18 protein-coding genes are annotated in these 24,414 nt (G+C 72.2%); 9 read left to right on the top strand and 9 right to left on the bottom strand.

The window, feature by feature from the left end; all coding sequences use genetic code 11:
* Window positions 1-122: 122 nt before the first annotated feature.
* Both ACH4TL_RS36385 and ACH4TL_RS36380 read right to left on the bottom strand, forming a co-directional pair.
* A complete protein-coding gene (locus tag ACH4TL_RS36385; RefSeq protein ID WP_398326694.1) occupies window positions 123-1,616 on the bottom strand; it encodes a sodium:solute symporter in 1,494 nt (497 codons plus the stop codon).
* Window positions 1,613-1,813 carry a DUF3311 domain-containing protein gene (locus ACH4TL_RS36380; protein ID WP_398326691.1) on the bottom strand — a complete coding sequence of 67 codons (201 nt, stop codon included), beginning with the start codon at window positions 1,811-1,813 and terminating at the stop codon, window positions 1,613-1,615. The genes ACH4TL_RS36385 and ACH4TL_RS36380 overlap by 4 nt, the downstream gene beginning before the upstream one ends.
* A gap of 366 nt (window positions 1,814-2,179) precedes the next feature.
* Between ACH4TL_RS36380 and ACH4TL_RS36375 the strand changes: the two genes are divergently transcribed.
* The 4 genes from ACH4TL_RS36375 (at window position 2,180) to gcl (ending at window position 7,370) form a co-directional block, all read left to right on the top strand.
* Entirely contained in the window at window positions 2,180-3,562 is a 1,383-nt protein-coding gene (locus ACH4TL_RS36375) for an NAD-dependent malic enzyme (RefSeq protein WP_398326688.1), read from the top strand.
* An 84-nt stretch (window positions 3,563-3,646) separates the two neighbouring features.
* Entirely contained in the window at window positions 3,647-4,480 is an 834-nt protein-coding gene (locus tag ACH4TL_RS36370; RefSeq protein ID WP_398326685.1) for a hydroxypyruvate isomerase family protein, read from the top strand.
* Window positions 4,481-4,667: 187 nt separating this feature from the next.
* Window positions 4,668-5,564 carry a 2-hydroxy-3-oxopropionate reductase gene (locus ACH4TL_RS36365; protein ID WP_398326682.1) on the top strand — a complete coding sequence of 299 codons (897 nt, stop codon included), beginning with the start codon at window positions 4,668-4,670 and terminating at the stop codon, window positions 5,562-5,564.
* Window positions 5,565-5,591: 27 nt separating this feature from the next.
* A complete protein-coding gene (gene gcl / locus ACH4TL_RS36360) occupies window positions 5,592-7,370 on the top strand; it encodes a glyoxylate carboligase (protein ID WP_398326679.1) in 1,779 nt (592 codons plus the stop codon).
* A 94-nt stretch (window positions 7,371-7,464) separates the two neighbouring features.
* On the opposite strand, the gene ACH4TL_RS36355 is transcribed toward gcl, so the two are convergent.
* Entirely contained in the window at window positions 7,465-8,658 is a 1,194-nt protein-coding gene (locus tag ACH4TL_RS36355) for a cytochrome P450 (protein WP_398326676.1), read from the bottom strand.
* A 236-nt stretch (window positions 8,659-8,894) separates the two neighbouring features.
* Between ACH4TL_RS36355 and ACH4TL_RS36350 the strand changes: the two genes are divergently transcribed.
* Together ACH4TL_RS36350 and ACH4TL_RS36345 are read left to right on the top strand one after the other, a co-directional pair.
* The gene (locus tag ACH4TL_RS36350) at window positions 8,895-10,367 is read left to right on the top strand and encodes an MFS transporter (protein ID WP_398326673.1); all 1,473 of its coding nucleotides are present in this window, start codon (window positions 8,895-8,897) and stop codon (window positions 10,365-10,367) included.
* A gap of 56 nt (window positions 10,368-10,423) precedes the next feature.
* Window positions 10,424-10,651: a DUF5133 domain-containing protein gene (locus ACH4TL_RS36345; RefSeq protein WP_398326670.1), complete on the top strand. Its 228-nt coding sequence runs from the start codon at window positions 10,424-10,426 to the stop codon at window positions 10,649-10,651.
* Between the two features lie 71 nt (window positions 10,652-10,722).
* On the opposite strand, the gene ACH4TL_RS36340 is transcribed toward ACH4TL_RS36345, so the two are convergent.
* Together ACH4TL_RS36340 and ACH4TL_RS36335 are read right to left on the bottom strand one after the other, a co-directional pair.
* A complete protein-coding gene (locus tag ACH4TL_RS36340; protein WP_398326667.1) occupies window positions 10,723-12,339 on the bottom strand; it encodes a GMC oxidoreductase in 1,617 nt (538 codons plus the stop codon).
* Between the two features lie 55 nt (window positions 12,340-12,394).
* Window positions 12,395-13,864, bottom strand: coding sequence for an amino acid permease (locus ACH4TL_RS36335; protein ID WP_398326664.1), 1,470 nt, complete (start codon window positions 13,862-13,864; stop codon window positions 12,395-12,397).
* A gap of 433 nt (window positions 13,865-14,297) precedes the next feature.
* On the opposite strand from ACH4TL_RS36335, the gene ACH4TL_RS36330 reads away from it, so the two are divergent.
* Window positions 14,298-15,200, top strand: a complete 903-nt coding sequence (locus ACH4TL_RS36330; RefSeq protein ID WP_398326661.1) for a type II CAAX prenyl endopeptidase Rce1 family protein — start codon at window positions 14,298-14,300, stop codon at window positions 15,198-15,200.
* A 31-nt stretch (window positions 15,201-15,231) separates the two neighbouring features.
* Window positions 15,232-16,554: an MFS transporter gene (locus ACH4TL_RS36325; protein WP_398326658.1), complete on the top strand. Its 1,323-nt coding sequence runs from the start codon at window positions 15,232-15,234 to the stop codon at window positions 16,552-16,554.
* A gap of 12 nt (window positions 16,555-16,566) precedes the next feature.
* On the opposite strand, the gene ACH4TL_RS36320 is transcribed toward ACH4TL_RS36325, so the two are convergent.
* From ACH4TL_RS36320 to ACH4TL_RS36305, 4 genes are all read right to left on the bottom strand, one after another.
* Entirely contained in the window at window positions 16,567-16,950 is a 384-nt protein-coding gene (locus ACH4TL_RS36320; RefSeq protein WP_398326655.1) for a hypothetical protein, read from the bottom strand.
* A 118-nt stretch (window positions 16,951-17,068) separates the two neighbouring features.
* A complete protein-coding gene (locus tag ACH4TL_RS36315; protein WP_398326652.1) occupies window positions 17,069-17,953 on the bottom strand; it encodes a hypothetical protein in 885 nt (294 codons plus the stop codon).
* 13 nt (window positions 17,954-17,966) lie between these two features.
* Entirely contained in the window at window positions 17,967-18,950 is a 984-nt protein-coding gene (locus tag ACH4TL_RS36310; RefSeq protein WP_398326649.1) for a trypsin-like peptidase domain-containing protein, read from the bottom strand.
* A gap of 132 nt (window positions 18,951-19,082) precedes the next feature.
* Window positions 19,083-21,452 carry a molybdopterin-dependent oxidoreductase gene (locus ACH4TL_RS36305; RefSeq protein WP_398326646.1) on the bottom strand — a complete coding sequence of 790 codons (2,370 nt, stop codon included), beginning with the start codon at window positions 21,450-21,452 and terminating at the stop codon, window positions 19,083-19,085.
* Window positions 21,453-21,785: 333 nt separating this feature from the next.
* On the opposite strand from ACH4TL_RS36305, the gene ACH4TL_RS36300 reads away from it, so the two are divergent.
* On the top strand, window positions 21,786-24,245 hold the full coding sequence (locus tag ACH4TL_RS36300; RefSeq protein ID WP_398326643.1) for a SpoIIE family protein phosphatase: 2,460 nt from the start codon (window positions 21,786-21,788) through the stop codon (window positions 24,243-24,245).
* Window positions 24,246-24,414 lie beyond the last annotated feature (169 nt).

The following is a 24,414-nucleotide window of genomic DNA, read 5'->3' as shown; positions in this document are numbered from 1 at the left end:
GCGCGCGAGAGGCCGTACGGCCGAAAGAATTCGACCGCGCGGGGGGGCGCCTTCGTGGTCGCGCACACGCCGCCGCCCCCGGCCGAGGCCGGGGGCGGCGGCGTGTGGCACGCGCGGACTGCTCAGCCGGCGCCCGCCGTGGCCTCGGGCTGGACCCGCGGGGCGGGGCTGGGGCGCCCCGCCGTGCGGGTGGCGGCGGAAACGGCCACCATCACCACGGCGTTGAGGACCAGCGCGATGACACCCACGTTCAGGTCCTTGATGCTCTGCGGGAAGCCCGGCAGCAGGCTGCCGACCGTGGCACCGGAGAGGGTGACGGCGGCGACCGTGACCACGCCGACGACGATGCCAGCGGCCGCCCCCTGCTTGCTGACCAGCTGACGCTTGCCCAGGCTCGCGAGCAGGGCGGGGAAGAGCTGGGTCACCAGGGCGTAGCCCATGAGCAGCAGGGACACGATGGAGCTGCCGCCGTTGAAGGTGAAGTAGAGGGAGACCAGCGCGAGGGCGGGGACCAGCCACTGGGCCAGGCGGGTCACCTGCCGGTCGCTGCTCTGCGGGCGGGCGAGGCGGTAGACGTTCTTCGCCAGACAGGTCGCGGAGGTCATCAGCAGCAGCGACCCGGGGACCAGCGCGGTGAGCAGCCCCGCGCCGCCGACGATGCCCACGAACCACGACGGGAACGTGGCGGTGGTGATGCGCAGCAGCGACAGGTCCGCGTCGGCGCCCTTGAGGCCGGGCACGACGAGGATGGCGGTGAACCCGGCGAAGAAGACGAAGAGCAGGATGAGCTGGTAGAGCGGCATGAAGATGGCGTTGCGGCGGAACACACGCTCGTTCTGGGCGCTGTAGGAGGCGCTGAACGTGTGCGGCCACATGTAGAAGCCGAGGGCCGAGAGCAGCACGGTGGAGGCGAACCACGAGGTGCTCATGCCGCTGGAGGGCAAGGTGAGGAAGCCCGCCTGGTGCTTGTCGACCGCCTGGAACATGTCCTCGAAGCCGCCGAAGTAGTGGATCGGCAGGTAGATGCCGAGGATCAGGACGACCGCGAGGATGGTGACGTCCTTCATGACGGCGGTCCACGCGGAGCCGTGGATGCCCGAGATGGTGACGTAGACGGTCAGGGCGACGGTGCCGATGACGATGGCCCAGTGGGAGGGGATCCGGCCGTCGGAGGAGACGGACACGATGATCCCGAGACCCTTCAGCTGAAGGACGAGGTACGGGACCATCGCGATGACGCCGACGAGGGCCACGAGCGCGCCGAGCAGCGGGCTTTCGAACTTGGCGACGAAGAAGTCGGACTGCGAGATGAGCCGGTGCTGCTTGGCGTACCGCCAGACGGCGGGGAGCAGCCAGTAGGACAGCACATAGGCGAGCGAGGCGTAACAGAGGATGTAGTACGCCGGTGCGCCCTTGCCGTACGCCCAGCCGGAGGCGCCGAGGAAGGTGAAGGTCGTGTAGATCTCCCCGGCCAGCAGCAGGAAGACGAAGATCGAGCCGAAGCCGCGGCCACCGACCGACCACTGCTCCAGGTCCATGTCCCTTCCGCGGCGGGCGCGCAGCCCCAGCAGCAGCGATGCGGCGAGGAACAGGAAGATCACGGCGAGGGCGATCACGAGGTGGTCTCCTCACGGTTGGCGGGGTCGAGCAGGTAGATGACGGCCATGGTCGCCGAGATCAGGACGACCCACAGGACCAGCCAGAAGAGGATGAACGGCATGCCGAGGACGTAGGGCGTCACCCGGTTCACGAAGAAGATCCCCCCGAGGATCCCGAGAAACGGGATCGCGCCGAGCAGATGGATGGGTTTCACGTCTTGAACCTCCTGGGGCGGGCCGCACTCCACAGACGGGGCGGGGCTCCTCTGGGGATGACACGAGCGTGGGACGGTCCCGCCGGAGCGATGCCACCGGGGGACGGCTCGGTTCTCTGGAGGAGGGGGTGGTCACCTCTCCCCGCTCCGGGCCATTCCACTTCGCGGAAAACTTTTTTCAACTTGGGAGATGTATAGGTCGGCCGCGAAGCCATGTCAACGCTTCGCACCCAGCGGGTTGATCAAACATTTTGTTGAAGCGGACCCATCACCATCAACCGTCGCCGGGGGCTTGACGCCGACGCTCCACAAGAGTTGTTATTCCACTAAGCAAAAATCAGTATCCGCATCGTGGAAGTAGAGCTCATGCCCACACCGAGTCCCGGATTCGCCCTCACTCTGCGCGCGGAGGCCCCCGCCGACGCCGCCTCCACCCGGCGGCTGGCCGCGGCGGTGGGCGACGCCGGGGGTGTGCTCACCGCGCTCGACGTCGTCGAGACCGGCCACGACCGCATCGTCGTCGACCTCACCTGCGACGCCGTCGACAGCGACCACATCCAGGTGATCGCCGACGCGGTGGCGGCGCTCGACGGGGTCGGGGTGCGCACGGTCGGCGACGCCACGTTCGTCATGCACATCGGCGGCAAGCTGGAGGTCAACCCGCGGGTCGAGCTGCGCGACCGCGACGACCTCTCCCGCGCCTACACCCCGGGCGTCGCCCGGGTCTGCCGGGCCATCGCCGACGACCCCGAAGAGGCCCGCCGCCTCACCGTGAAGCGCAACACCGTCGCGGTCGTGACCGACGGCTCCGCCGTGCTCGGGCTGGGCAACCTGGGCCCCGCGGCGGCCCTGCCCGTCATGGAGGGCAAGGCCGCCCTGTTCAAGCGGTTCGCCGACGTGGACGCGTGGCCGGTGTGCCTGGACACCCAGGACACCGACGAGATCGTCCGGGCCGTGGAGCTGCTCGCCCCGGTGTACGGGGGCGTCAACCTCGAGGACATCGCCGCACCCCGCTGCTTCGAGATCGAACGGCGACTGCGCGAGAAGCTGGACATCCCCGTCTTCCACGACGACCAGCACGGCACGGCGGTCGTCGTCCTCGCCGCCCTCACCAACGCCCTGCGCGTCGTCGGCAAGAAGCTCGCCGACACGACGATCGTGGTGAGCGGGGTGGGCGCCGCGGGGACCGCCATCATCCGGCTGCTGGCCGCCGAGGGCGCCGGTGACATCGTGGCCTGCGACCGGCACGGCGTCGTCCACCGCGACCGGGAGGGCCTGGACGCCTCCCGCCGCGCGCTCGCGGAGCGCACCAACGCCGGAAACCGCTCCGGCAGCGTGGCGGACGCCCTGCGCGGCGCGGACGTCTTCATCGGCGTCTCCGCGCCCGACATCCTCACCGGCGACGACGTGGCGGCGATGACGGACGACGCGATCGTCTTCGCCCTGGCCAACCCCGACCCCGAGGTCGATCCGGTCCAGGCGGGGCGCCACGCCGCCGTCGTCGCGACCGGCCGCAGCGACTACCCCAACCAGATCAACAACGTCCTGGCCTTCCCCGGGATCTTCCGCGGACTCCTCGACGCGGGCGCCCGGGAGATCACCGACCCGATGCTCATCGCCGCGGCCCGCGCCATCGCCGACACGGTGGCGGCCGACGCCCTGCACGCCGGACACATCGTCCCCAGCGTCTTCGACCCGGACGTCGCGCCCGCGGTCGCCGCGGCTGTCCGGGACGCGAGCTGCGGCTGACCTGTCTCCGCCGTATCGCATACCCCCCGAATGTACGCATACGCACGAATACGACCCGAACAACCACCTCCCGGGATGTGAGAAATGAGCGCCCACCGTCTCCCCTACACGGTCAACCTGTCGATCCTCTTCACCGAACTGCCGCTGCTGGAGCGCCCCGCCGCGGCGAAGGCCGCCGGGTTCGACGCGGTCGAGTTCTGGTGGCCCCACACCGTGGCGGTGCCGGACGACAAGGACGTCGACGCCTTCGTCCGGGCCGTCCGCGATGCCGGGGTCCAGCTGACCGGGCTGAACTTCTTCGCCGGGGACATGCCGGGCGGCGACCGCGGCCTGGTGTCGTGGCCCGCCCGCAGCGCGGAGTTCCGCGACAACATCGACGTGACCGTGGGGATCGGCGAACAGCTGGGCTGCCGCGCGTTCAACGCCCTGTACGGCAACCGCGTCGAGGGCACCGACCCGGCGGAGCAGGACGCCCTGGGCGCCGAGAACCTGGCGCTGGCGGCCGAGGCGGCGCAGCGCATCGGCGGCACCGTGCTGGTGGAGCCGGTCAGCGGCGCCCCCGCGTACCCCCTGCTCACCGCGGCGGACGCGATCGGCGTCATCGACCGGGTGGAGCGCGCGTCCGGCGCCCGCAACGTGCGCTTCCTCGCCGACCTCTACCACCTGGCCGTGAACGGCGACGACGTGGCCGATGTGATCGCCGCCCACGCCGAGCGCATCGGCCACGTACAGATCGCGGACGCCCCCGGCCGGGGTGCGCCGGGCAGCGGCGAGCTGGACCTCGACGGGCTGCTCACCAGGATCGAGACGACGGGCTACGACGGCTGGGTGGGCCTGGAGTACAAGGCCGGGGGCCCGAGCGCCGACAGCTTCGACTGGCTCCCGCGCGAGCGGCGCGGCAGCACCGCCCACGCCTGAACCGACCCACCCAACCGGCGAGTGAGCCGAAGGGGCGCGTCGGTGTCGAAAGGGAGAGCGCGCGGAGACTCCTCGGACTCGTATCGATGTGCGGCTCCGCCGCGCGAGGAGTCGAGCACGGTCGACCGTCGACACCGGCTGCGGCGCCCCGGAGGCGAACCGAGCCCCAGAAAAAAGGAGCACGACAGTGACCGCTACGCCACGGAAGATCGCCTTCATCGGCCTCGGCATCATGGGCGGCCCGATGGCCGCCAACCTGGTCAAGGCCGGGCACACCGTCACCGGCTACAACCGCAGCCGCGCGGCCGTCGACAAGCTGGTCGCCGCGGGCGGCCGCGGCGCGGACAGCATCGCCGACGCGGTGCGCGACGCCGAGGTCGTCATCACCATGGTCCCGGCCGACCCGCAGGTGAAGGAGGTCGTCCTCGGCGAGGGCGGCGTCCTGGAACACGCCGCGCCGGGCACCCTGCTGATCGACATGAGCAGCATCACCCCGCAGACCTCCCTGGAGGTCGAGGCGGCCGCGCAGCCCAAGGGCGTCCGCACGCTGGACGCCCCGGTGTCCGGCGGCGAGGCGGGCGCGATCGAGGGCGTCCTGTCCATCATGGTCGGCGGCGAGCCGGACGACTTCGCCGACGCGGGGCCGGTGTTCGAGGCGCTGGGCACCACGATCGTGCACGTCGGCCCGCACGGCGCCGGGCAGACGGTCAAGGCCGCCAACCAGCTGATGGTGGCCGTCCACCTCGAGGCGCTGGCCGAGGCCGTGGTGTTCCTCGAGAACGCCGGGGTCGACCTCAAGGCGGCGCTGGAGGTCCTGGGCGGCGGCCTGGCCGGTTCGACCGTGCTGGCCCGCAAGCGGGACGCGGTGCTGAGCCGTTCGTTCCAGCCCGGTTTCCGCATCGACCTGCACCACAAGGACATGGGCATCGTCACCGACGCCGCCCGGGCGGTCGGCGCACCGCTGCCCGTCGGCTCCGTCGTCGCCCAGCTGGTCGCCTCCGCCCGCGCCTGCGGCGACGGCGACCTCGACCACTCCGCGCTGCTGCGCGGCGTCGAGCGCCTGGCCGGCCGCGACAACCACTGAACACCCCCGGAACCACAGGAGAACCCCATGGCGCGTATGACAGCGGCTCAGGCGGCGGTGGAGATCCTGAAGCGTGAGGGCACCACTCACGTCTTCGGTCTCCCCGGCGCGGCGATCAACCCCTTCTACGCCGCGATGCGCAGCAACGGCGGCCTCACCCACGTCCTGGCCCGGCATGTCGAGGGCGCCTCGCACATGGCCGAGGGCTACACCCGGGCCGAGGCCGGGAACATCGGCGTCTGTGTGGGCACCAGCGGCCCCGCGGGCACCGACATGATCACCGGTCTGTACTCGGCGAGCGCCGATTCGATCCCGATCCTGTGCATCACCGGCCAGGCGGCCGTGTCCAAGCTGCACAAGGAGGACTTCCAGGCGGTCGACATCGCCTCGATCGCGGCGCCGCTGACCAAGATGGCCATGACGGTCCTGGAGCCCGCCCAGGTGCCGGGCGCGTTCCAGCAGGCGTTCCACCTGATGCGGTCCGGCCGCCCCGGGCCGGTCCTGATCGACCTGCCCATCGACGTGCAGATGGCCGAGATCGAGTTCGACCCGGACACCTACGAGCCGCTGCCGATCCACAAGCCTGCCGCGACCCGGGCGCAGATCGACAAGGCGATGAGCCTGCTCGAGGCGGCCGAGCGGCCGCTGCTGGTCGCGGGCGGCGGCATCATCAACGCCGACGCGGCCGATCTGCTGGTGGAGTTCGCCGAGCTGACCGGGGTGCCGGTCGTGCCCACCCTGATGGGCTGGGGCACCATCCCCGACGACCACCCGCTGATGGCGGGCATGGTCGGCCTCCAGACCGCCCACCGCTACGGCAACGCCACCCTGCTGGAGTCGGACTTCGTCCTCGGCGTCGGCAACCGCTGGGCCAACCGCCACACCGGCGGCGTCGACACCTACACCAAGGGCCGTACGTTCGTCCACGTGGACATCGAGCCCACCCAGATCGGGCGGGTGTTCGCGCCCGACTACGGCATCGTCTCCGACGCCCGGGCCGCGCTGGAGCTGTTCGTCGAGGCCGCACACGAACTCAAGGCGGCCGGGCGGCTGCCGGACCGCGCCGACTGGGCCGACAGCTGCCGCCACCGCAAGGGCTCGCTGCTGCGCAAGACCCACTTCGACCAGGTGCCGGTGAAGCCGCAGCGGGTCTACGAGGAGATGAACCGGGCGTTCGGACCGGACACCCGCTATGTCTCCACGATCGGCCTCTCCCAGATCCAGGCCGCCCAGATGCTGCACGTCTACCGCCCCCGGCACTGGATCAACGCCGGTCAGGCGGGGCCGCTGGGCTGGACCGTCCCGGCCGCGCTGGGTGTGGCGACCGCCGATCCGGACGCCCCCGTGGTCGCCCTCTCCGGCGACTACGACTTCCAGTTCATGATCGAAGAGCTTGCGGTCGGGGCCCAGTTCCAGATCCCGTACCTCCATGTCGTGGTCAACAACGCCTATCTGGGGCTGATCCGCCAGGCCCAGCGCGGTTTCGACATGGACTACTGCGTCCAGCTGTCCTTCGACAACGTCAACGCGCCCGAGGTCGGCGGCTACGGCGTCGACCACGTCAAGGTCGCCGAGGGGCTCGGCTGCAAGGCCATCCGGGTCTTCGAGCCGGACCGCATCGCGCCCGCGCTGGAGGAGGCCAAGAAGCTCATGGCCGAATTCCGGGTCCCGGTCGTCGTCGAGATCATCCTGGAGCGCATCACCAACGTGTCCATGGGCACCGAGCTCGACAACATCAACGAGTTCGAGGAGCTGGCCACCAGCCCCGAGCACGCCCCGACGGCGGTCCGTACCGCCATCGGCTGACACCCCACAGCTCCTCCCGGCGGCGTGATCCACGCGGTCGAAGCCGCGCCGCCGGGAGGCTCAGCCGAGGGGTCACCGTGGGGTCAGCGCGAGGTCACCAGGCCACGGGCAGTTCGTAGACGCCGTAGACCGATCCGTCGTGCTTGAAGGGGACCTTCTCCAGATCGGTGGCCAGCCGCAGGGTGGGGATGCGGCGGTAGAGGGTGCTGTAGACGACCTGGAGCTCCATCCGGGCCAGCGGCTGGCCCAGGCACTGATGCACCCCGAAGCCGAACGCCACATGGCGGCGGGCGTCGCGCCGCAGGTCGAGGCGGTCGGGGTCGGCGAAGACCTCGGGGTCCCGGTTGGCGATGTCGTTGGCCAGGATGATCCCCTCACCGGCCCGGATGACCTGGCCCGCGACCTCGATGTCCGCGAGAGCCACCCGGCGCCGCCCGCTGTGGGTGATGTTGAGGTAGCGCAGCAGCTCCTCCACCGCCGAGGCGACCAGCTTCGGATCGTCGCTCTCGCGCAGCAGCGCGAGCTGGCCGGGGTTCTCCAGCAGGGCGAGGGTGCCCAGCGCGATCATGTTCGCGGTGGTCTCATGGCCCGCCAGCAGGAGCAGTACGCCCATCTGGGCCGCGTCCTCGCGGGCCAGCTCGCCCACCGTGATCCGCCGGGCGAGACCCGACAGCAGATCGTCCACGGGGTGGGCGATCTTCTCCCCCATCAGGCCGTCCAGGTAGCCGAGCAGCGCTCCATGGGCGGCCAGCCGCTGTTCGGGCGTCACCTCACGGTTGATGAGGACCTTGCTGTTCTCCTGGAAGAAGTCGTGGTCGGCGTACGGCACCCCCAGCAGCTCGCAGATCACCAGCGAGGGCACCGGCAGGGCGAACGCCTGCACCAGGTCGACCGGGGTGGGACCGGCCAGCATCTCGTCGATGAGGTCGTCCACGATCCTCTGCACGGCCGGACGCATGGCCGCCACCCGCTTGATGGCGAACGGCGCCGTGACCATGCGCCGGAGCCGGGCGTGTTCGGGGTCGTCCATCAGGATGAAGCTGATGCCGAACCGGTCCTTGGGCAGCGGGGCCTGGCTCGGATATCCGGGCCGGGTGACATCGGCGCTGACCCTGGAATCGCCCAGCAGGGCCTTCTGTTCGGCGTGCCGGGTCACCAGCCACGGTGTGCTGCCGTCCCACAGCCGGACCCTGGCGAGCGGCCCCTCCCCGGTCTTCTCCCGCAGCGCGGGCGGCGGGTCGAACGGGCAGCCCGCCGCCCTGGCCATCGGAAACTCCGCAAGCGTCATGCCTGTTCCTTCCTCTGCCGGGTCCGCCACCCGTCGCCGCGATCAGCTCGCTGAGCAGCGCGTCGGACCAGGCGAACCTGTCCCGGTCGCCGCCGCAGCCTCGTCATGCGCTCGATCCGGGCGTCATCGGGTGATCAGGCAATCGGATCCGGTACCTTAAGTCAAGCAGCTGATTTAAATTTGGCCCGAAGCGCTCATCCGCACCACCCCTCGCACGCCCACACGGAGGCCCCGCCATGTCCGACACCCCGCCCAGACCCGCCGCCGGGGCCTCCGGCCCGCCGCGCACGAACACCGTCGTGGCAGTCCTGGCCCTGTCCGGGATCGTGGTCTCGCTGATGCAGACCCTGGTGATCCCGCTGATCCCCGAGCTGCCCACCCTGCTGCACGCCTCGGCCGCGGACACCACCTGGGCCATCACCGCCACCCTGCTGGCGGGCGCCGTCGCGACACCGGTGGTGGGACGGCTGGGAGACATGTACGGCAAGCGGCGCATGCTGCTGATCAGCCTGTCCCTGCTGGTCACCGGGTCGGCCGTCGGCGCCCTCAGCGACTCCCTGGCCCCGATGGTCGTCGGACGGGCCCTCCAGGGCCTGGCGGCCGGGGTGATCCCGCTCGGCATCAGCATCATGCGCGACGAACTGCCCCCGGAGCGGCTCGGCGCGGCCACCGCGCTGATGAGCGCCTCGCTCGGGGTCGGCGGCGCCCTGGGGCTGCCCGCCGCCGCGCTGCTGGCCGAACGCGCCGACTGGCACGTGCTGTTCTGGACCGCGGCCGGGCTCGGCGTGCTCGCCACCGCGCTCGTGGCGAAGCTCGTTCCCGAATCCGCGGTGCGCAGCGGCGGGCGTTTCGACGTGGCGGGGGCGGCCGGTCTGTCGATCGCGCTGGTGTGCCTGCTGCTGGCCATCTCCAAGGGCGCCACCTGGGGCTGGACCAGCGGGCTCACCGGCGGGCTGTTCCTCGCCTCGGTGGTCACGCTGGCGCTGTGGGGCCGGTGGGAGCTGCGCTCCGCGCGGCCGCTGGTGGATCTGCGCACCACCGCACGGCGTCAGGTGCTGCTCACCAACCTCGCCTCCGCGTCGTTCGGCTTCTCCATGTTCGCGATGTCCCTGCTGATGCCGCAGCTGCTCCAGCTGCCGGAGGCCACCGGTTACGGCCTCGGGGAGACGATGCTGACCGTGGGCCTGGTCATGGCGCCGTCGGGTCTGGTGATGATGGCCATGGCGCCGCTGTCCGCCCGCATCTCCAAGAACCAGGGCCCCAAGGTGACGCTGATGCTCGGCGCCGTCGTGGTCGCCGCCGGTTATGGCCTGAACATCGCGCTGATGTCCGCCATCTGGCACCTAGTCCTCGTCTCCTGCGTCATCGGGGCCGGTGTCGGGCTCGCCTACGGGGCCATGCCCGCGCTCGTCATGGCGGCCGTACCGGTGTCGGAGACGGCCGCCGCGAACAGCCTCAACACCCTGATGCGGTCCATCGGCACCTCGATATCGAGCGCGGTGGCGGGCGTCGTGCTGGCCGAGATGACCCTCACCCTCGGCTCCGTCACCCTCCCCGCCCAGAACGGCTTCCGGGTGGTCATGGCCATCGGCGCCGGGGCCGCTCTGCTGGCCTTCGCCCTCGCCGCCTTCCTCCCCCGGCAGCGCCCCGCACCCGCCGCGGCGGCCGCGGGCGCGACGCCCGTGCATGGAGCCTCGCGCGCCGGGTAGACGGATGCCGGTTCCGTTCGATGTCCGGCAGTCCCATCACCCCGAGGAGAGCCCCCATGCTGATGGCCCACCCCGCCGTGTTGCGCAATCTCGTCGAGCAGTACGAGACCCTGCACGCCCTGCACGCCGACGTGGGCGGCCCTGAGGTGCGGCAGCGCATGGACGACATCGCGTACACCCTGTGCGTCTCCACCGGGACGCGGGACGTGGACACCGCCCTGATCGCCGCCCGCCATCAGCTCCCGGGGGCCCGCGTCCAGGACGACTCCGTGCTGAGTACCTGACGCCGAGTCGGGGTCAGGTGGCGCCGGGGCGCGATGCGGAGCGTCCCGGCGTCGTGGTGCGATGGGGGCCGTCAGCGGCCCAGGCCGTCCTCGGTGAGGACCCGGGCCATGGTGCGTTCCGCCAGGGCCGTGATGGTCACGAAGGGGTTGACGCCGAGGGAGCCCGGGACGAGGGATCCGTCGGTCACATAGAGCCGCTGGTAACCGGCGACCCGGCCGTACGCGTCCGTGGCCCGGCCCAGTACGCAGCCGCCCAGCGGGTGGTAGCAGAAGTCGGCGGCGAAGGCGCGGGTGTCGCCGAAGAGGTCGTAGCGGTAGATGGTGACGTTGGCCGCGTTGACCCGGTCGAACAGGGACTTCGCGGCCGCGATGGCCGGGGCGCTCTGCCCCGCGGTCCAGTTCAGTACGGCGGCGTCCTTGGCGGCGTCGTAGGTGAAGGTGCCGCGCTCGGGGTTCTTGGTGATCGCCAGGTAGAGGCTGGCCCAGGTCTCGGTCCCGGCGGGCAGCGGGGCCACCTCGGCGAAGACCGGGTTGGCCGCGTTGGACCAGTCGTCGATGGCCGTCACCGGGATCGTGGACTGATGGGCCCCGGTGGGGTTCCAGATGTGGTTGGCGCGGCCCAGCATGACGTTGCCGTTGCCGCCCCAGCCGCGGCCGATCTCCGCGTTCAGGGCGGGCAGCGTGCCGGTCTCGCGGGCGCGCAGCAGGAGTTCGGTCGTGCCCAGGCTGCCCGCGCCGAGGAACAGGGCACGGCAGCCGATCTCGTCAGTCGCGGTGACCGCGCCGGTGGTGTCCATGCGGTCGACGGTGACGACGTACGTACCGTCGGCGGCCCGCCGCACCGCGCGGGCGCGGCTGAGCGTGTCGATGGTGACGTTCCCGGTGCCGATGGCGGCCGCGAGATAGGTCTTGTCGAGGCTGCGTTTGCCGTGGTTGTTGCCGTAGATGACCTCCTGTGCGAGCGCTGACTTGGTGGCCGTCCCCGCGGCCTCGCGCTCCATGTAGTCGAAGTCGTAAGAGCTGGGCACGAAGACGGTCTTCAGCCCCGCCGCACTCGCCTGGGCACGGGCGACCCGGGCGTACTGGTACCACTCCGTGCTCTCGAACCAGTCGGAGGGGACGGTGGCGGTGCCGAGCATGCGGTTGGCGCGCGGGAAGTACGTGCCGTACATCGCGTCCGCGTCGACACCCGGCAGCACCTCCTCGAAGTACGCGCGGCGCGGGGTGACCGCGATACCGCCGTTGACCAGCGATCCGCCGCCGACCCCGCGCCCGACGTAGACGGACATGTTCGGGTGCCGGATCCGGTCCAGCACACCGGGGTAGGGCGTGATGTCCTTGTTGATGACGTCCAGCCACAGGAACGTGGACAGTGGCGCCTCGGTTCTGCGCTTGAACCACATGGAGCGCTGGTCGGGGGCGGTCATCGAGCAGAACACCGCCCCGTCCGGGCCCGGGGCCTCCCAGAGGCGGCCCATCTCGACGACGAGGGTGCGGATGCCCGCCTCGCCCAGCCGGAGCGCGGCGACCGCCGCGCCGTAGCCGGATCCGATGACGAGGGCGGGGGCGTAGTCGGTACTCCCGGCGGCGGCCGCCGGAGTGAGTCCGATGCGGGTGAGTCCGAGGGCGGCGGCCGTCTGCAGGGCCGCGACACCTAAAAAGTGACGACGCGTCAGTTTCACTTCCATGGGCGCATCATGGGCGGAATGAAACACTCCGCCCATCCTGCGCGCACATGGTCTTTTACCGCTGCGCCAGCTCCTTTTCGGTCCGCTTCCGCCGCACCTCGCGCACCAGGGCGACACCGAGCACGACGGCCGCGGCGAGCAGCGACAGCATCATCTGCTCACGGCCGGTCGGGTCGGTGAACATGTAGCCCACGACGAAGACGATCATGCCGATGGTGACCCAGGTCAGATACGGGTACGCCCACATCTTCACCGTCAGCCGCTCCGGGGACTCGCGCTCCAGGACGCGCCGCATCCGCAGCTGCGAGAAACAGATCACCAGCCAGACGAAGAGCGCCACCGCGCCGGAGGAGTTCAGCAGGAACTGGAACACGGTGTCGGGGTAGGCGTAGTTGAAGAAGACCGCCACGAAACCGAAGACGACCGAGGCGAGGATCGCCGTGGCCGGGACGCCGCGCCCGGTGGTGCGGCTGAACGCCTTCGGCGCGTCCCCGCGCCCGCCGAGCGAGAACGCCATCCGGGAGGCCGTGTACAGGCCGGAGTTGAGACAGGAGAGCACGGCGGTCAGCACGACCACGTCCATCACCGGACCGGCGTGGGGAATGCCGATGTGGTCGAGCACGGCCACGTACGGGCTCTTCTTCACCTCGGGGGAATTCCATGGCAGCAGGGTCACCACGATGGCGATCGAACCGAGGTAGAAGACCGCGATCCGCCAGATGACACTGTTGGTGGCGCGGGCGACCGCCTTGCGCGGATTGGCGGACTCCCCCGCCGCGAGCGTGACGATCTCACTGCCCATGAAGGAGAACACGACCAGCAGCACCCCGGTGAGCACGGCACCGGGACCGTTCGGCAGGAAACCGCCGTGGCCGGTCAGATTCGCGGTGCCGACCGCGCTGTCGGAGGCGCCCGGCAGCACACCGAACACCGCCAGCCCGCCGATCACGATGAACGCCGCGATCGCGACCACCTTGATGCCCGCGAACCAGAACTCGAACTCGCCGTAGGAGCCCACGGACGCCAGGTTCGTCGCGGTCAGCACCACCATCACGATGAGCGCCCATGCCCACTGCGGCACGGCGGGCACCCATCCGGTGAGGATGGCGGCACCCGCGGTGGCCTCCACCGCCAGCACCACGACCCAGAAGAACCAGTACAGCCAGCCGATCGTGAACCCCGCCCAGCGGCCGAGCGCCCGGTCCGCGTACGAGGAGAACGAACCGGAGACCGGGTCGGCGGCGGCCATCTCGCCGAGCATCCGCATCACCAGCACGACCAGGGTGCCCACCAGCGCGTACGAGAGCAGGATGGCGGGCCCCGCCGCGGCGATCCCCGCACCGGAACCGACGAACAGCCCGGCCCCGATCACCCCGCCGATGGCGATCATCGACAGATGGCGGTTCTTGAGCCCGGCCTTCAGACCCTCGTCGGTACCGGAACCCCCGGATGGGGATACGCCCGGCGGCGACTCGTTGCCACCGGGGGCGCGGGCGTCCGTGGTGATCGGCTTCTGGGCGCTCATGATCGTTCCTCGTCTCTGAATGACGGCGGGAGCCGGCGCGCACGGACACCCCTGTGGGGGCGTGCGGGGAGCGTCACCGGCGGTGAGCCGTGTCCCCGATCGGTGACACGAAAAGGGGGCCCCGAGCAGGACCGAAGCCCGGTGAAGGCGGGTGTGGGGCGGGTTGCGGTTCAGTGGAATCTAGGTGTCACGTCCGACCCCGGCCATCGACAGACGTCACGCATCGCCCCCCTCGCTTTCATACAGGTGTAATAAAGCGAGGGGGGTCGCTTCCGAGGACCGCCACCCCCTGAAAGGAGTGCGCGACCGACCACTTCCTCCATCGAAGGATGTACCGGGCTTTCATCATCGATCATGAGGCCCGGGGCGGCGCGGGACATGAGGATGGCGGGTACATCGCCCACGGCTCGCCGCAGCTCTTGAGGATCTCCGTATGCCCCGGCTTCACCCCGCCCCGCCCGCCCCCTCAGCCGCCGTCGCCCTCGGCCGGGCCCTCCTCGGCGGGCTGGTGATGGCCGTGGCCCTCGGGGTGGGGACCGGGCTGGACACGGCGGTCGGGCTCGGCAATCTCACGGTGGCCGCGCTGGTGAGCGGTGCGGCCCTGCCCGCGGTGTGGCTGCTGACGCGCCGGTCGGGGCGGCCGATGGCAGCATCGCTGGGGTTCGGCGGGGCGCGGGCGAGCGCCGGTGCGTTCCTGACCGGGGCGGGGGTGACGGCCGGGGCGGCCGCCCTGGCACTGGGGGCGGGGACGGCGGCGGGCATGCTGCGGTGGTCAGCGGCCGAGCCCCTCGGCCTCGCCCGGTTCCTCATCTCCAACGCGGTGGTGGCGCTGCTGCTCGAAGCGCTGCCGGAGGAGACGACGCTGCGCGGCTACGCCTGGTCCTCGCTGCGGCAGCGGTTCGGCGGTACGGGGGCGGCACTCGGCACGACGGGCGTGTTCCTGCTGGTGCCGGGCGCCTCCACGGCGGCGGAGGCAGCGACCGTACGGCTCCTCGGCGGCGAACCCGGACCGGTCGGCTGGGCGCCGGAGGGGCAGAACCCGGTGGACTACCTGATCCTGCTGACCGTCTTCGGGCTGACGCTGGTCGCGGCGAGGACGGCGGTACGGCAGGCCCCCCTGTGGGCCGCCGTGGGCACCCATCTCACCTTTCTGACCGTCAACCGGATCGCGCTGGACGGCGACCGGCGCCACACCGGGTGGCCCGTCGAGGCGACGACACCGGACGCGGTGCTGCTGGTGCCCGCGTATCTCGTGGTGGCCGTTGCCGGGTTCGCGCTCTGCCGGTGGGCCGGGCAGGGCAGTTGGGCCCGTGCCACGACGGGCAAAACGGAGTGACGAGCCCTGCCCGGGCCCGTATCAATGAGGCATGAACACGACGAGTGATTCCCCGGGCACCCGATCACGCCTCGGGGTGCTGCGGCAACGGGACTTCCGGCTGCTCTGGCTGGGCGAGACCACCAGCGGGCTGGGCGCCAGCATCACCACGGTGGCCCTGCCCCTGGTCGCGGTGGTGGAACTGCGGGCCGACACCTTCGCCGTCGGCCTGCTCACCGCCGCGGTGTGGCTGCCGTGGCTGGTGATCGGGCTGCCCGCGGGGGCCTGGGTGGACCGGGTCCGGCGGCGCCCGCTGCTGATCGCCTGCGACCTCGTGTCGGCGGTGCTGTACACGAGTGTCCCGGTGGCGGCCTGGTGCGATGTGCTGACGCTGACTCAACTGCTCGTGGTGGCGCTGATGTGCGGTGTGTCGGCGGTGTTCTTCGGCACCGCGTACCACGCGTACATCCCCGCGGTGCTGGACGAGCGCGATCTGCTGGAGGGGAACGCCAAGCTCCAGGGCAGCGAGGCCGGTACGCGCGTGCTCGGCCGCGGAACCGCCGGGCTGGTCGCCCAGGCGTTCGGCGCGGTCGCCGGGCTGCTGATCGACGCCCTGACCTTCGTGGTCTCGGCGGTGTGCCTGCTGATGATCCGGGTCGGGGAGCCGGCCCCGGCGGTCCCCGACGCGACGGCCACGCTGCGCCGCCGGATCGGCGAGGGGCTGCGCTTCGTACGCCATGACCCCTATCTGCGGCCGATGGTGACGTACGGGGCCGTGCTCAACATGGCGCTGATGGGCTATCAGGCGGTGCAGATCGTGTTCCTGGTCCGCACGGTGGACGTGTCCGAGGCGACGGTCGGTGTGCTGATCATGACCGGCAGCCTCGGTGGCGTGCTCGGCGCCCTGCTGGCCACCGCCGCCTCCCGCCGCTTCGGCTCCGCGCGCGGGATGCTCGTACTCCAGGCGGTCACCAGCCCGTTCGCGCTGCTCATGCCGCTGGCCACGCCCGGCGCCGGGCTGCTGCTGTTCGCGGTCGGCGCGTTCATGGTGGGAACGGGCGTCGCGATGTGCAACGTGGTGGTGGGCAGCTTCCGGCAACGGTACTGCCCGCCCGAACTGCTGGGCCGGGTGGTCGCGACGACGATGATGCTCAACCACAGCACCATCCCGCTCGGTTCGCTGCTCGGCGGGCTCCTCGGCGAGGCCCTGGGGCTGCGCCCCACCATGTGGATCATGACGGGTCTGGTGGCGTCCTGCTGGCTGATCCTGGCGCTGGGGCCGATGCGGGGGCGCCGCGACCTGCCGCACGCGCACCAGGCCCGGCCGGTGCCGGACGTCGCGGGACGCGTCGATGCCGCCGATACGGCGGGCTGACCGCTTGGCACATTATTTTTCCCGTGCGCGATCGTCGCCGTCGCCCAAGTGGTGGGAGAGGGCGGTGGCCAGCTCGACGCTGTGCAGATAGCCGTAACCCTGGGTGCGGACGGTGTCCAGCCCCGGCCCGTACCGGGCGTGGTGGGTCCGCCGGGGGTGCTCCCGCCGTTTCCGGCGCCGCCCGCCGGGGTGGCGTCGGGGCTGTGGAGCGGGACCCGCGGGGCCGGTGGCGGCCGGTGCGGCTCCGGTGCGGCGGCTGGCTCGCCGGGTGGCTGCTCGGCGGGTGGTGGCGGGGCCGGTGGCCCGGGCGGCGGCGCGGGGCGGTCGCCCGGTGGCGGATCCGGAGGCGCGCCTGCGGGCGGCCGGGCGGGGGAGGGCCAGCCGCCCGGCGAGCACTTGGAGTGCGGAGTCGTCCGCGACGACGAGCTCCCGCTCCGGGGCGGCTGGGACGGGTCCGGGCTCCCCGGCCGGGGTGCCGTCGCCGTGCAGCCAGTGCGGTCCGGGCGGCGGGCCCTCACCGGCAGGCGGCTCGCCCAGCCGCTCCCAGCGGGCCAGCCACTGGGCGGTGGACCAGCCGTCCCGCAGCCGGTCCAGGGAGCGGACGACGACAGGTCCGCAGCGGCCGATCGGGCGGGGTACGGCCAGCTCGCTGCCGCCCCGCAGATTCCACTCGTCGACCGGCCAGGCGGTGGGCCGCGGTGTCGATCCAGTCCCGCAGTTCATCGCGTACGGGGTCCTCGGCACGGGCGGCGAGGTGCTCCAGGAAGACCAGCAGCGGCGGCACCCGGGTGTCGGGGCTGTTGCGCGCGTCCAGGTCGTCGACCAGGGCGGTCACACTGGCGGCCCGTTCGGCGGCGAGCAGGCCGTCCTTGGCCACCAGGAGCCCGAGGGACGAGGCCGCGGCCCACAGCACCTCGCACAGCCGGTCCGGTTCGGTGGGGCAGCGGGGGTCGGCCAGCAGCACGTCGAGGTGCCGGCGCTCGTCGGTGTCGAGCAGCCCGGGGGCGACGGCGGGAAGCGGGGCCGGGTCGCCGCCCGGGAGGGCCTCGTAGCCGTGCCGCAGACCGGTCGTCCAGGGCTGTGCCTCGTACTCCGCCTCCAGCGCGTCGAACAGCCTCCCCATGACCTCGGGCCGGTGCACCCGGTGCTGGAACACGCGGTAGAGCAGCGGCCCCAGCGCGTCGCCGCGGTCCGCGGGCCATTCGACGTCGATCCCCGCGCGGGCCAGCAGGAGCTGGGCGCGGTCGGCGGTCCCCAGGCGGCGGGCCAGCTCCGCCACGAAGCCCGGGCACCATGCCAGGCGCGCCCGCTCGGCCAGGATCGCCCGCTCCGGCCCGATGTCCGGTCCGATGCCCGACCCGATACCCGGCCCGCTGTCCGGCTCGATGGGAGGTGCCACGCTCACCGTGCCCTCAGGGGGTGAGGGTGGCCAGCAGCTCGGCCAGCCATCGCACCGGGACGCCCTCGTTGCTGTACACGTGCCCGGCGCCGTCCGGGGCGGGGAGGTTGCCGCCCGCGCGGTGCACGGCGGCGACCCGCCACCGGTCGTCGAAGGCCGGGGAGCCGGAGGAGCCGGGGAGGGTGTCGGTGAGGTAGAGCATCCGGTGCTCGTCGGCGTGGGTGACCACGTTGTGGTAGAGCGCGATCTTCTTGGGACCGCCGCCCGGATGCTGGACGATGTTGACCCGCTGGAGCCCCGGCGATCGGGGCGGGGCGAGGGTGAGCGCGCCCCACTCCTCGGTCAGCGGCTCCCGGGCGCGGACGACGGTGAGGTCATGGCGCTCGGAGGTGGCGAAGCCGAGATCCGGGGCGAGCGCGTACGACGTCCCGCCCTGGATCTCGCCGTCCGCCCCCTCCTGGTAGCCGAGGAGCAGCCGGGCGCCCTCCGCGGCCGCCTTGTCGGGGAGGACATGGCCCGCGGTGACGACGATGTCGCCCGCCACCAGGAAGCCGGTGCCCAGGGCCGCCACATCGTCCCGCAACAGCCCCACGGCGCGCGCCGCCCGCAGCCCGCCCTCCAGGAACGCCAGTGGCAGCAGCGTACTCTGAGCTCCCATCAGCTTCTCGGCGCCCGCGACGGACACCGTGCCGATGGTCCCGGCCGGAAGGGCGATGCCGGGCTCGGCCGCGAGGGCGAGCGCCTGGGACAGGGCCCGGCGCAGCTCCTCGTCCTCCGGGAACTCGCCGACCGCGCTGGTCAGCAGGGCCGCCCGCTTGCCCCGGTTGTCGGCCTCGCGCAGCGCGGAGTGCCACACGTCCCGCGCGCCTCCGCCGAAGTCCACCATGTCGGTGGGGATTCCGGCGGTCTCCATGAGCCGCCGTACGGATCTGGCCTCTGGGTACAGCTTCGCCAGCCGGGCGATCAACGTGGCCCGGTCGGGCCCCCCTTGTGCCATCAGGACCTCCCGCGATCCGCCCTCCGCCCGATGATCGGACAGCTTAGCGCCGCATGGGCACCGATATTCCGTTTGTCCACAAGATGGCATCCCGACCCGCTCCGCTCCCCTGGGAGGGCTTCGTCCCTGTCCTCAATGTGACAGCCCGTGGGCCCGGACGGCGGGCAGCGGTCCGTCGTAGCGCTCGACCTCGATCCGGGCGAGCTGGCCGGTGCAGCCCTGGGCGAGCCGGGAGGTGCCGAAGTCGCGGGTCACCGCGTTGGGGTTGCCGTGGACGCAGGTGGCCACCTCGGGGGCCGAGGGGTCGAACCAGGCGCCGGTGGCGAGTTGGACCACGCCGGGCCGTACCGCGTCGCTGAGCACGGCCCCGGCCAGGCAGCTGCCCACGGTGGAGCGGATGCGCACGACGTCGCCGTCGCGCACGCCGCGCGCCGCGGCGTCGCGCGGGTGCATCCGGGCCGGTTCGCGGCCCTGGACCTTGGAGGAGGCGCTGAGTTCGCCCTGGTCGAGCTGGCTGTGCAGCCGGGTGGGCGGGTTGTTGGCGATCAGGTGCAGGGGGTACGCGCCCGGATCGGCCGGGTCGGGTGGTTCCGGCGGCAGCCAGGCCGGGTGGCCGGGGCAGTCGTCGTAGCCGTAGGAGGCGATGGTGGCCGAGTACAGCTCGATGCGGCCGCTCGGCGTGGCCAGCGGCGCGGCGGCGGGGTCGGCGCGGAACCCGGCGTACAGGGTGCGCTGTTCGCGCAGGGCCCGCAGCGGGACGCGGCCCGCGCGCCAGAAGGTCTTGAAGTCCTCCTCGGGCGCGTACTCCGGCGGCAGCCCCTGCCGCCAGCTCTCGTAGAGGTGTTCCAGCCAGCCGGTCGCGTCGCGGCCCTGGGTGAAGGCGTGGCCGATGCCGAGTTCGGCGGCCAGGTCGCTGAGGATGCGGTAGTCGTCGCGGGCCTCGCCGACCGGGTCGGCGACGCGGTGCATGGCGATGAGGGCGGTGTCCTGTTTGGCGCCGCCGATGTCGTCGCGCTCCAGGGTGGTGGTGGCGGGCAGCACGATGTCGGCGTGGCGGGCGGTGGCCGTCCAGTGCGGCTCGTGGACCACGACCGTGTCGGGGCGGGCGAAGGCCCGGCGCAGTCTGCCGAGGTCCTGGTGGTGGTGGAAGGGGTTGCCACCCGCCCAGTGGACGAGCCGGATGTCGGGATAGGTGTGGCGCCCGCCGTCGTACGCGAACTCCTCCCCCGGGTGCAGCAGCAGATCGGCGATCCGGGCGACGGGGATGAAGTCGGCGACCGTATTGGTGCCCTGGTCGAGAGTGGGCAGCTTGTACGGGAGCGTCCCGGCGCCGGTGCCCCCGGTGGCGCCGTATCCGTGGCCGAAGCCGCCGCCCGGCAGCCCGATCTGGCCGAGCAGACAGGCCAGCGCGATGCCCGCCCACAGCGGCTGCTCGCCGCGGTGGGCGCGCTGGAGCGACCAGCTGAGGGAGACCATGGTGCGGTGTGCGGTCAGCTCCCGGGCGAGCGCCGCGATGCGGGCGGCCGGGATGCCGCAGATCTCCTCGGCCCAGTGCGGGGTCTTGGCGGCGGAGCCGTCCCGGCCGAGGACGTGGGCGGCGAAGGCGTCGAAGCCCGCGCAGTGGCGGCGGCAGAAGTCCGCGTCGTACCGGCCCTCCTCGATCAGTACGTGGCACAGCGCCAGCATCAGCGCGGTGTCGGTGCCGGGGACGGGGGCCAGCCACTCGGCGTCCAGCTCGGCGGCGAGGTCGTCGCGCAGGGGGCTGACCAGGATGAAGCGGGCGCCCCGGCGGCGGGCCGCGCGCAGCAGCCCAGCGGCTCTGTGGCGGCTGATGCCGCCCGCGTTGACCTGCGTGTTCTTGGCGGGCATCCCGCCGAAGCAGAGGAAGAGGCCGGTGTGCTCGGCCAGCACGGACAGCGGGGTGGGGTTGCTGATCGGGGCGTCGTCGCCGACGACGTGGCGCAGCAGGGTGGTGGCGGCGCCGAGGCTGTAGGAGTTGACGGAGCGGGTGTAGCCGCCGAGGCAGTTGAGGAAGCGGTGGATCTGGCTCTGCGCGTGGTGGAAGCGGCCCGCGCTGCCCCAGCCGTACGATCCGCCGAAGATCGCCCGGTTTCCGTGGGCGGCGCGGACCCGGTCCAGTTCGCGGGCAAGCAGCGGGATCAGCTCGTCCCAGGGGACGGGCACGTGGCCGTCCGTACCGCGGGCCGGGTCGGGCCCTGGGCCGTGTTCCAGCCAGCCGCGGCGGACGTACGGGGTGAGCACCCGGTCGCGGGGGCCGAGCGCGGCGGGCACGTTGCGCAGCAGCGCGGCGGGGTGGGGGTCGCGGGGGTCGGGGGTGACGTCGAGGCCGCCGTCGGGGCGGACGGCGGCCTCGAAGGCGCCCCAGTGCGAGCTGTGGGGCCGGCCGTGGGGGGTGGTGTCGTCGGGGGACGGGTCTCGGTGGTGGGCCGTGGCGTCGTCGTGGGCCGGGTCGCCGGCTCCGTTGCTCGCTGCCCTGCTCATGCGGTGGTCTCGCCTTTCGTCGGTCTCTACCCTTTCTCCAGTTCCTCTCTGCGCCATGCTCACTCCCCTTCCGCCGGTCGGGGGCTAGGCTGGCTGCCCGGCATCAGCCGGTCGGCCCATCGGAACGGTCCGTGAGATCGGAGCGGTCGGTACGGGAGGGGCACGTCGACTGCTGAGCGTTATCGTCGATCCCGTTCCGCGTATGCCGATATTCGGCCACCGATGGCATACTTGAACGCGCGACCAAATGGGTTCACTCCCCGCCAGGGCCGCGGCGGTGGAGGCCGTCACCTGCCCATGGCGGAAGTCCGAGGGCAAGGGTGAGATGACCACATGACGCGACCGGACACGCCGCCGCACGAGCAGCCCGTCCGGTCGGACGACCTCATCGACGAGGCGTCCACAGCCAGGGCCACTGTCGACGAGCACGGCATCGTCACCCAGTGGAACGAGGGGGCCGAAGGGCTGCTCGGATACCGGCCCGAGGAGATCGTGGGCAGATCGGCCGCCGGGCTGCTCGCCGACGAGGCGAATCCGCGGTCGGTGGCCGAAACCCTGCGCACCCTGAACCCGTCCGACCGGTTCCGCGGCCGGGTGGCACTGCTGCACCGCGACGGCTCCGAGGTCACCGCCGGGCTGCTGGCGCACCGCCTCACCGCGCCGGACGGCGCCGTCGAATGGCTCGTCGTCTCCCCGCTGCCCCGGCCCGAACGGCCGCTGGCGGACGAGGAGTTGCTGAAGCGCTGCTTCACCCAGGGGCCGTGCACGATGGCGGTGTACGACACCGGGCTGCGGCTGCGGTGGGCCAACCAGGACATGGAGCGGGTGCTGGGCCTCACCCAGGAGGAGATCCGCGGGCTGCGGGTACCGGAGATCACCCCCGGGCCCGAGGCGGAGGAGACCGAGCAGCGGATGCTCCGGGTGCTGGAGAGCGGAGAGGAGCAGTACCTGGAGCTGTTCCTGCGGATGCCCGGGTACGACCGCCCGGTCGCCTGGTCGACCTCGCTGGCCCCGCTGCGGGACGCCGAGGGCCGGGTGGCGGCCGTGATGCTGTCCGCGCACGACCGGACCCCGCAGCACACTGCCCGGCGACGGCTGCTGCTGCTCAACGAGGCGAGCATCCGGATCGGCTCCACCCTGGACGTCGACCGGACCGCGCAGGAGCTGGCCGATGTGGCGGTGCCGGAGCTGGCCGACTTCGTGACCCTCGATCTGCTGCCCTCGGTGCACGGCGGCAGCGAACCGCGCCCGGGCCCCCTCAGCGGCCATGTCATGCTGCGGCGGGTCGCCGCCCGGTCGGTCTTCGCGGGCACCCCGGAGGCCGTGGTGGAGGTGGGGAAGGTGGCCGCGTACCCCGACTTCTCCCCCGCCGCCGAATGCCTGAAGCTGGAGCGGGGGCTGCTGAACCGGGTGACGGACCCGGCGGTGTCCCGGTGGGCGGACGAGGCCCCGGACCGGGCCGCGTCGATCCACCAGTTCGGCTTCCACTCCACGATGGCGATCCCGCTGCGCGCCCGCGGCACCACCCTGGGCGTGGCGACGTTCTCCCGGCACCAGCGGCCCGAGCCGTTCGAGGAGGACGATCTCCTGCTCGCCGAGGAGATGACGGCCCGGGCGGCGGTCTGCATCGACAACGCCCGCCGCTACACCCGGGAGCGGAACACCGCGCTGGCCCTCCAGCGCAGCCTGCTGCCGCGGACCCTGCCGCACAGCGCGGCCGTCGACGTCGCCTCCCGCTATCTGCCCGCGGGCCCGCAGGCCGGGGTGGGCGGCGACTGGTTCGATGTGATCCCGCTGTCCGGGGCACGGGTCGCGCTGGTGGTGGGCGATGTGGTCGGCCACGGGGTGCAGGCGTCGGCGACCATGGGGCGGCTGCGCACGGCGGTCCGTACCCTCGCCGATGTCGACCTGGCCCCCGATGAGCTGCTGACCCACCTCGACGACATGGTCAACCATCTGTCGGCGGAGGCGGAGAGCGCGCAGGGCCCGGCGGGTCCGGCGGCCACCAGCGGGGACATCGGCGCCACCTGTCTGTACGCGGTCTACGACCCGGTCTCGCGGCGCTGTTCGATCGCCAGGGCGGGGCATCCGCCGCCCGCGGTGGTGTCCCCCGACGGCTCGGTCGACCTGCTCGACCTGCCCGGCGGCCCGCCCCTGGGGCTGGGCAGTCTGCCGTTCGAGACGGTCGAGGTGGAGCTGGCGGAGGGCAGTCTGCTGGCGCTGTACACCGACGGGCTGATCGAGTCCCGGGACCAGGACGTGGACCGGGCGCTGGACACGCTGCGCTCCGCGCTGGTCCAGCCCGCGGAGTCGCTGGAGGCCATCTGCGACGTGGTGATCAGCAAGATGCTGCCCAGCCGCCCGGAGGACGACGTGGCGCTGCTGCTCGCCCGCACCCGGGCCCTGGACGCCGACCACGTCGCCAGCTGGGACCTCCCGGCCGACCCGTCCGTGGTGGCGCGGGCCCGCCGGGACGTCTCCGCGCAGCTGGAGGCGTGGGGTCTGGACGAGGCCGTCTTCACCACCGAGCTGGTGGTCAGCGAGCTGATCACCAACGCCATCCGGCATGCCAAGGGCCCCATCCAGCTGCGGCTGATCCACGACCGCACCCTCATCTGCGAGGTGTCCGACGGCAGCGGCACCGCCCCGCATCTGCGCCGGGCCCGCACCTTCGACGAGGGCGGCCGCGGGCTGCTGCTGGTGGCCCAGCTGACGCAGAGCTGGGGCACCCGGCAGACCGGCACCGGCAAGACGATCTGGGCGGAGCAGTCCCTGTCCCCCGCCGACGGCTAGTTCCTGTCCGCCGGACAGGACCTAACCCCGTCCGCCCCGCCTCGGGTCCGTGAGGGGCGGCCGCCTTCACTACAATCGGCGGCGAGAAGCCCTGTTCGTAGCGGACTTGAGGCTGCACCATGGCATTCGGCGTCAGGCGGACGCCGCTGCCCGCCGCCCCGGCGGGCCC

This window comes from Streptomyces sp. NPDC021115, from assembly GCF_044333065.1.
GTDB lineage: Bacteria > Actinomycetota > Actinomycetes > Streptomycetales > Streptomycetaceae > Streptomyces.
The sequence above is the reverse complement of the archived record's forward strand: the minus strand, read 5'-3'. Positions and strand labels throughout refer to the sequence as shown.

Excerpts from the sequence above, each read along its gene's own strand:
- ACH4TL_RS36375 (WP_398326688.1), top strand. The coding sequence starts at position 2,180 with ATGCCCACACCGAGTCCCGGATTCGCCCTCACTCTGCGCGCGGAGGCC.
- ACH4TL_RS36370 (WP_398326685.1), top strand. The coding sequence starts at position 3,647 with ATGAGCGCCCACCGTCTCCCCTACACGGTCAACCTGTCGATCCTCTTC.
- gcl (WP_398326679.1), top strand. The coding sequence starts at position 5,592 with ATGGCGCGTATGACAGCGGCTCAGGCGGCGGTGGAGATCCTGAAGCGT.
- ACH4TL_RS36355 (WP_398326676.1), bottom strand. The coding sequence starts at position 8,658 with ATGACGCTTGCGGAGTTTCCGATGGCCAGGGCGGCGGGCTGCCCGTTC.
- ACH4TL_RS36350 (WP_398326673.1), top strand. The coding sequence starts at position 8,895 with ATGTCCGACACCCCGCCCAGACCCGCCGCCGGGGCCTCCGGCCCGCCG.
- ACH4TL_RS36345 (WP_398326670.1), top strand. The coding sequence starts at position 10,424 with ATGCTGATGGCCCACCCCGCCGTGTTGCGCAATCTCGTCGAGCAGTAC.
- ACH4TL_RS36340 (WP_398326667.1), bottom strand. The coding sequence starts at position 12,339 with ATGGAAGTGAAACTGACGCGTCGTCACTTTTTAGGTGTCGCGGCCCTG.
- ACH4TL_RS36335 (WP_398326664.1), bottom strand. The coding sequence starts at position 13,864 with ATGAGCGCCCAGAAGCCGATCACCACGGACGCCCGCGCCCCCGGTGGC.
- ACH4TL_RS36330 (WP_398326661.1), top strand. The coding sequence starts at position 14,298 with ATGCCCCGGCTTCACCCCGCCCCGCCCGCCCCCTCAGCCGCCGTCGCC.
- ACH4TL_RS36325 (WP_398326658.1), top strand. The coding sequence starts at position 15,232 with ATGAACACGACGAGTGATTCCCCGGGCACCCGATCACGCCTCGGGGTG.
- ACH4TL_RS36310 (WP_398326649.1), bottom strand. The coding sequence starts at position 18,950 with ATGGCACAAGGGGGGCCCGACCGGGCCACGTTGATCGCCCGGCTGGCG.
- ACH4TL_RS36305 (WP_398326646.1), bottom strand. The coding sequence starts at position 21,452 with ATGAGCAGGGCAGCGAGCAACGGAGCCGGCGACCCGGCCCACGACGAC.
- ACH4TL_RS36300 (WP_398326643.1), top strand. The coding sequence starts at position 21,786 with ATGACGCGACCGGACACGCCGCCGCACGAGCAGCCCGTCCGGTCGGAC.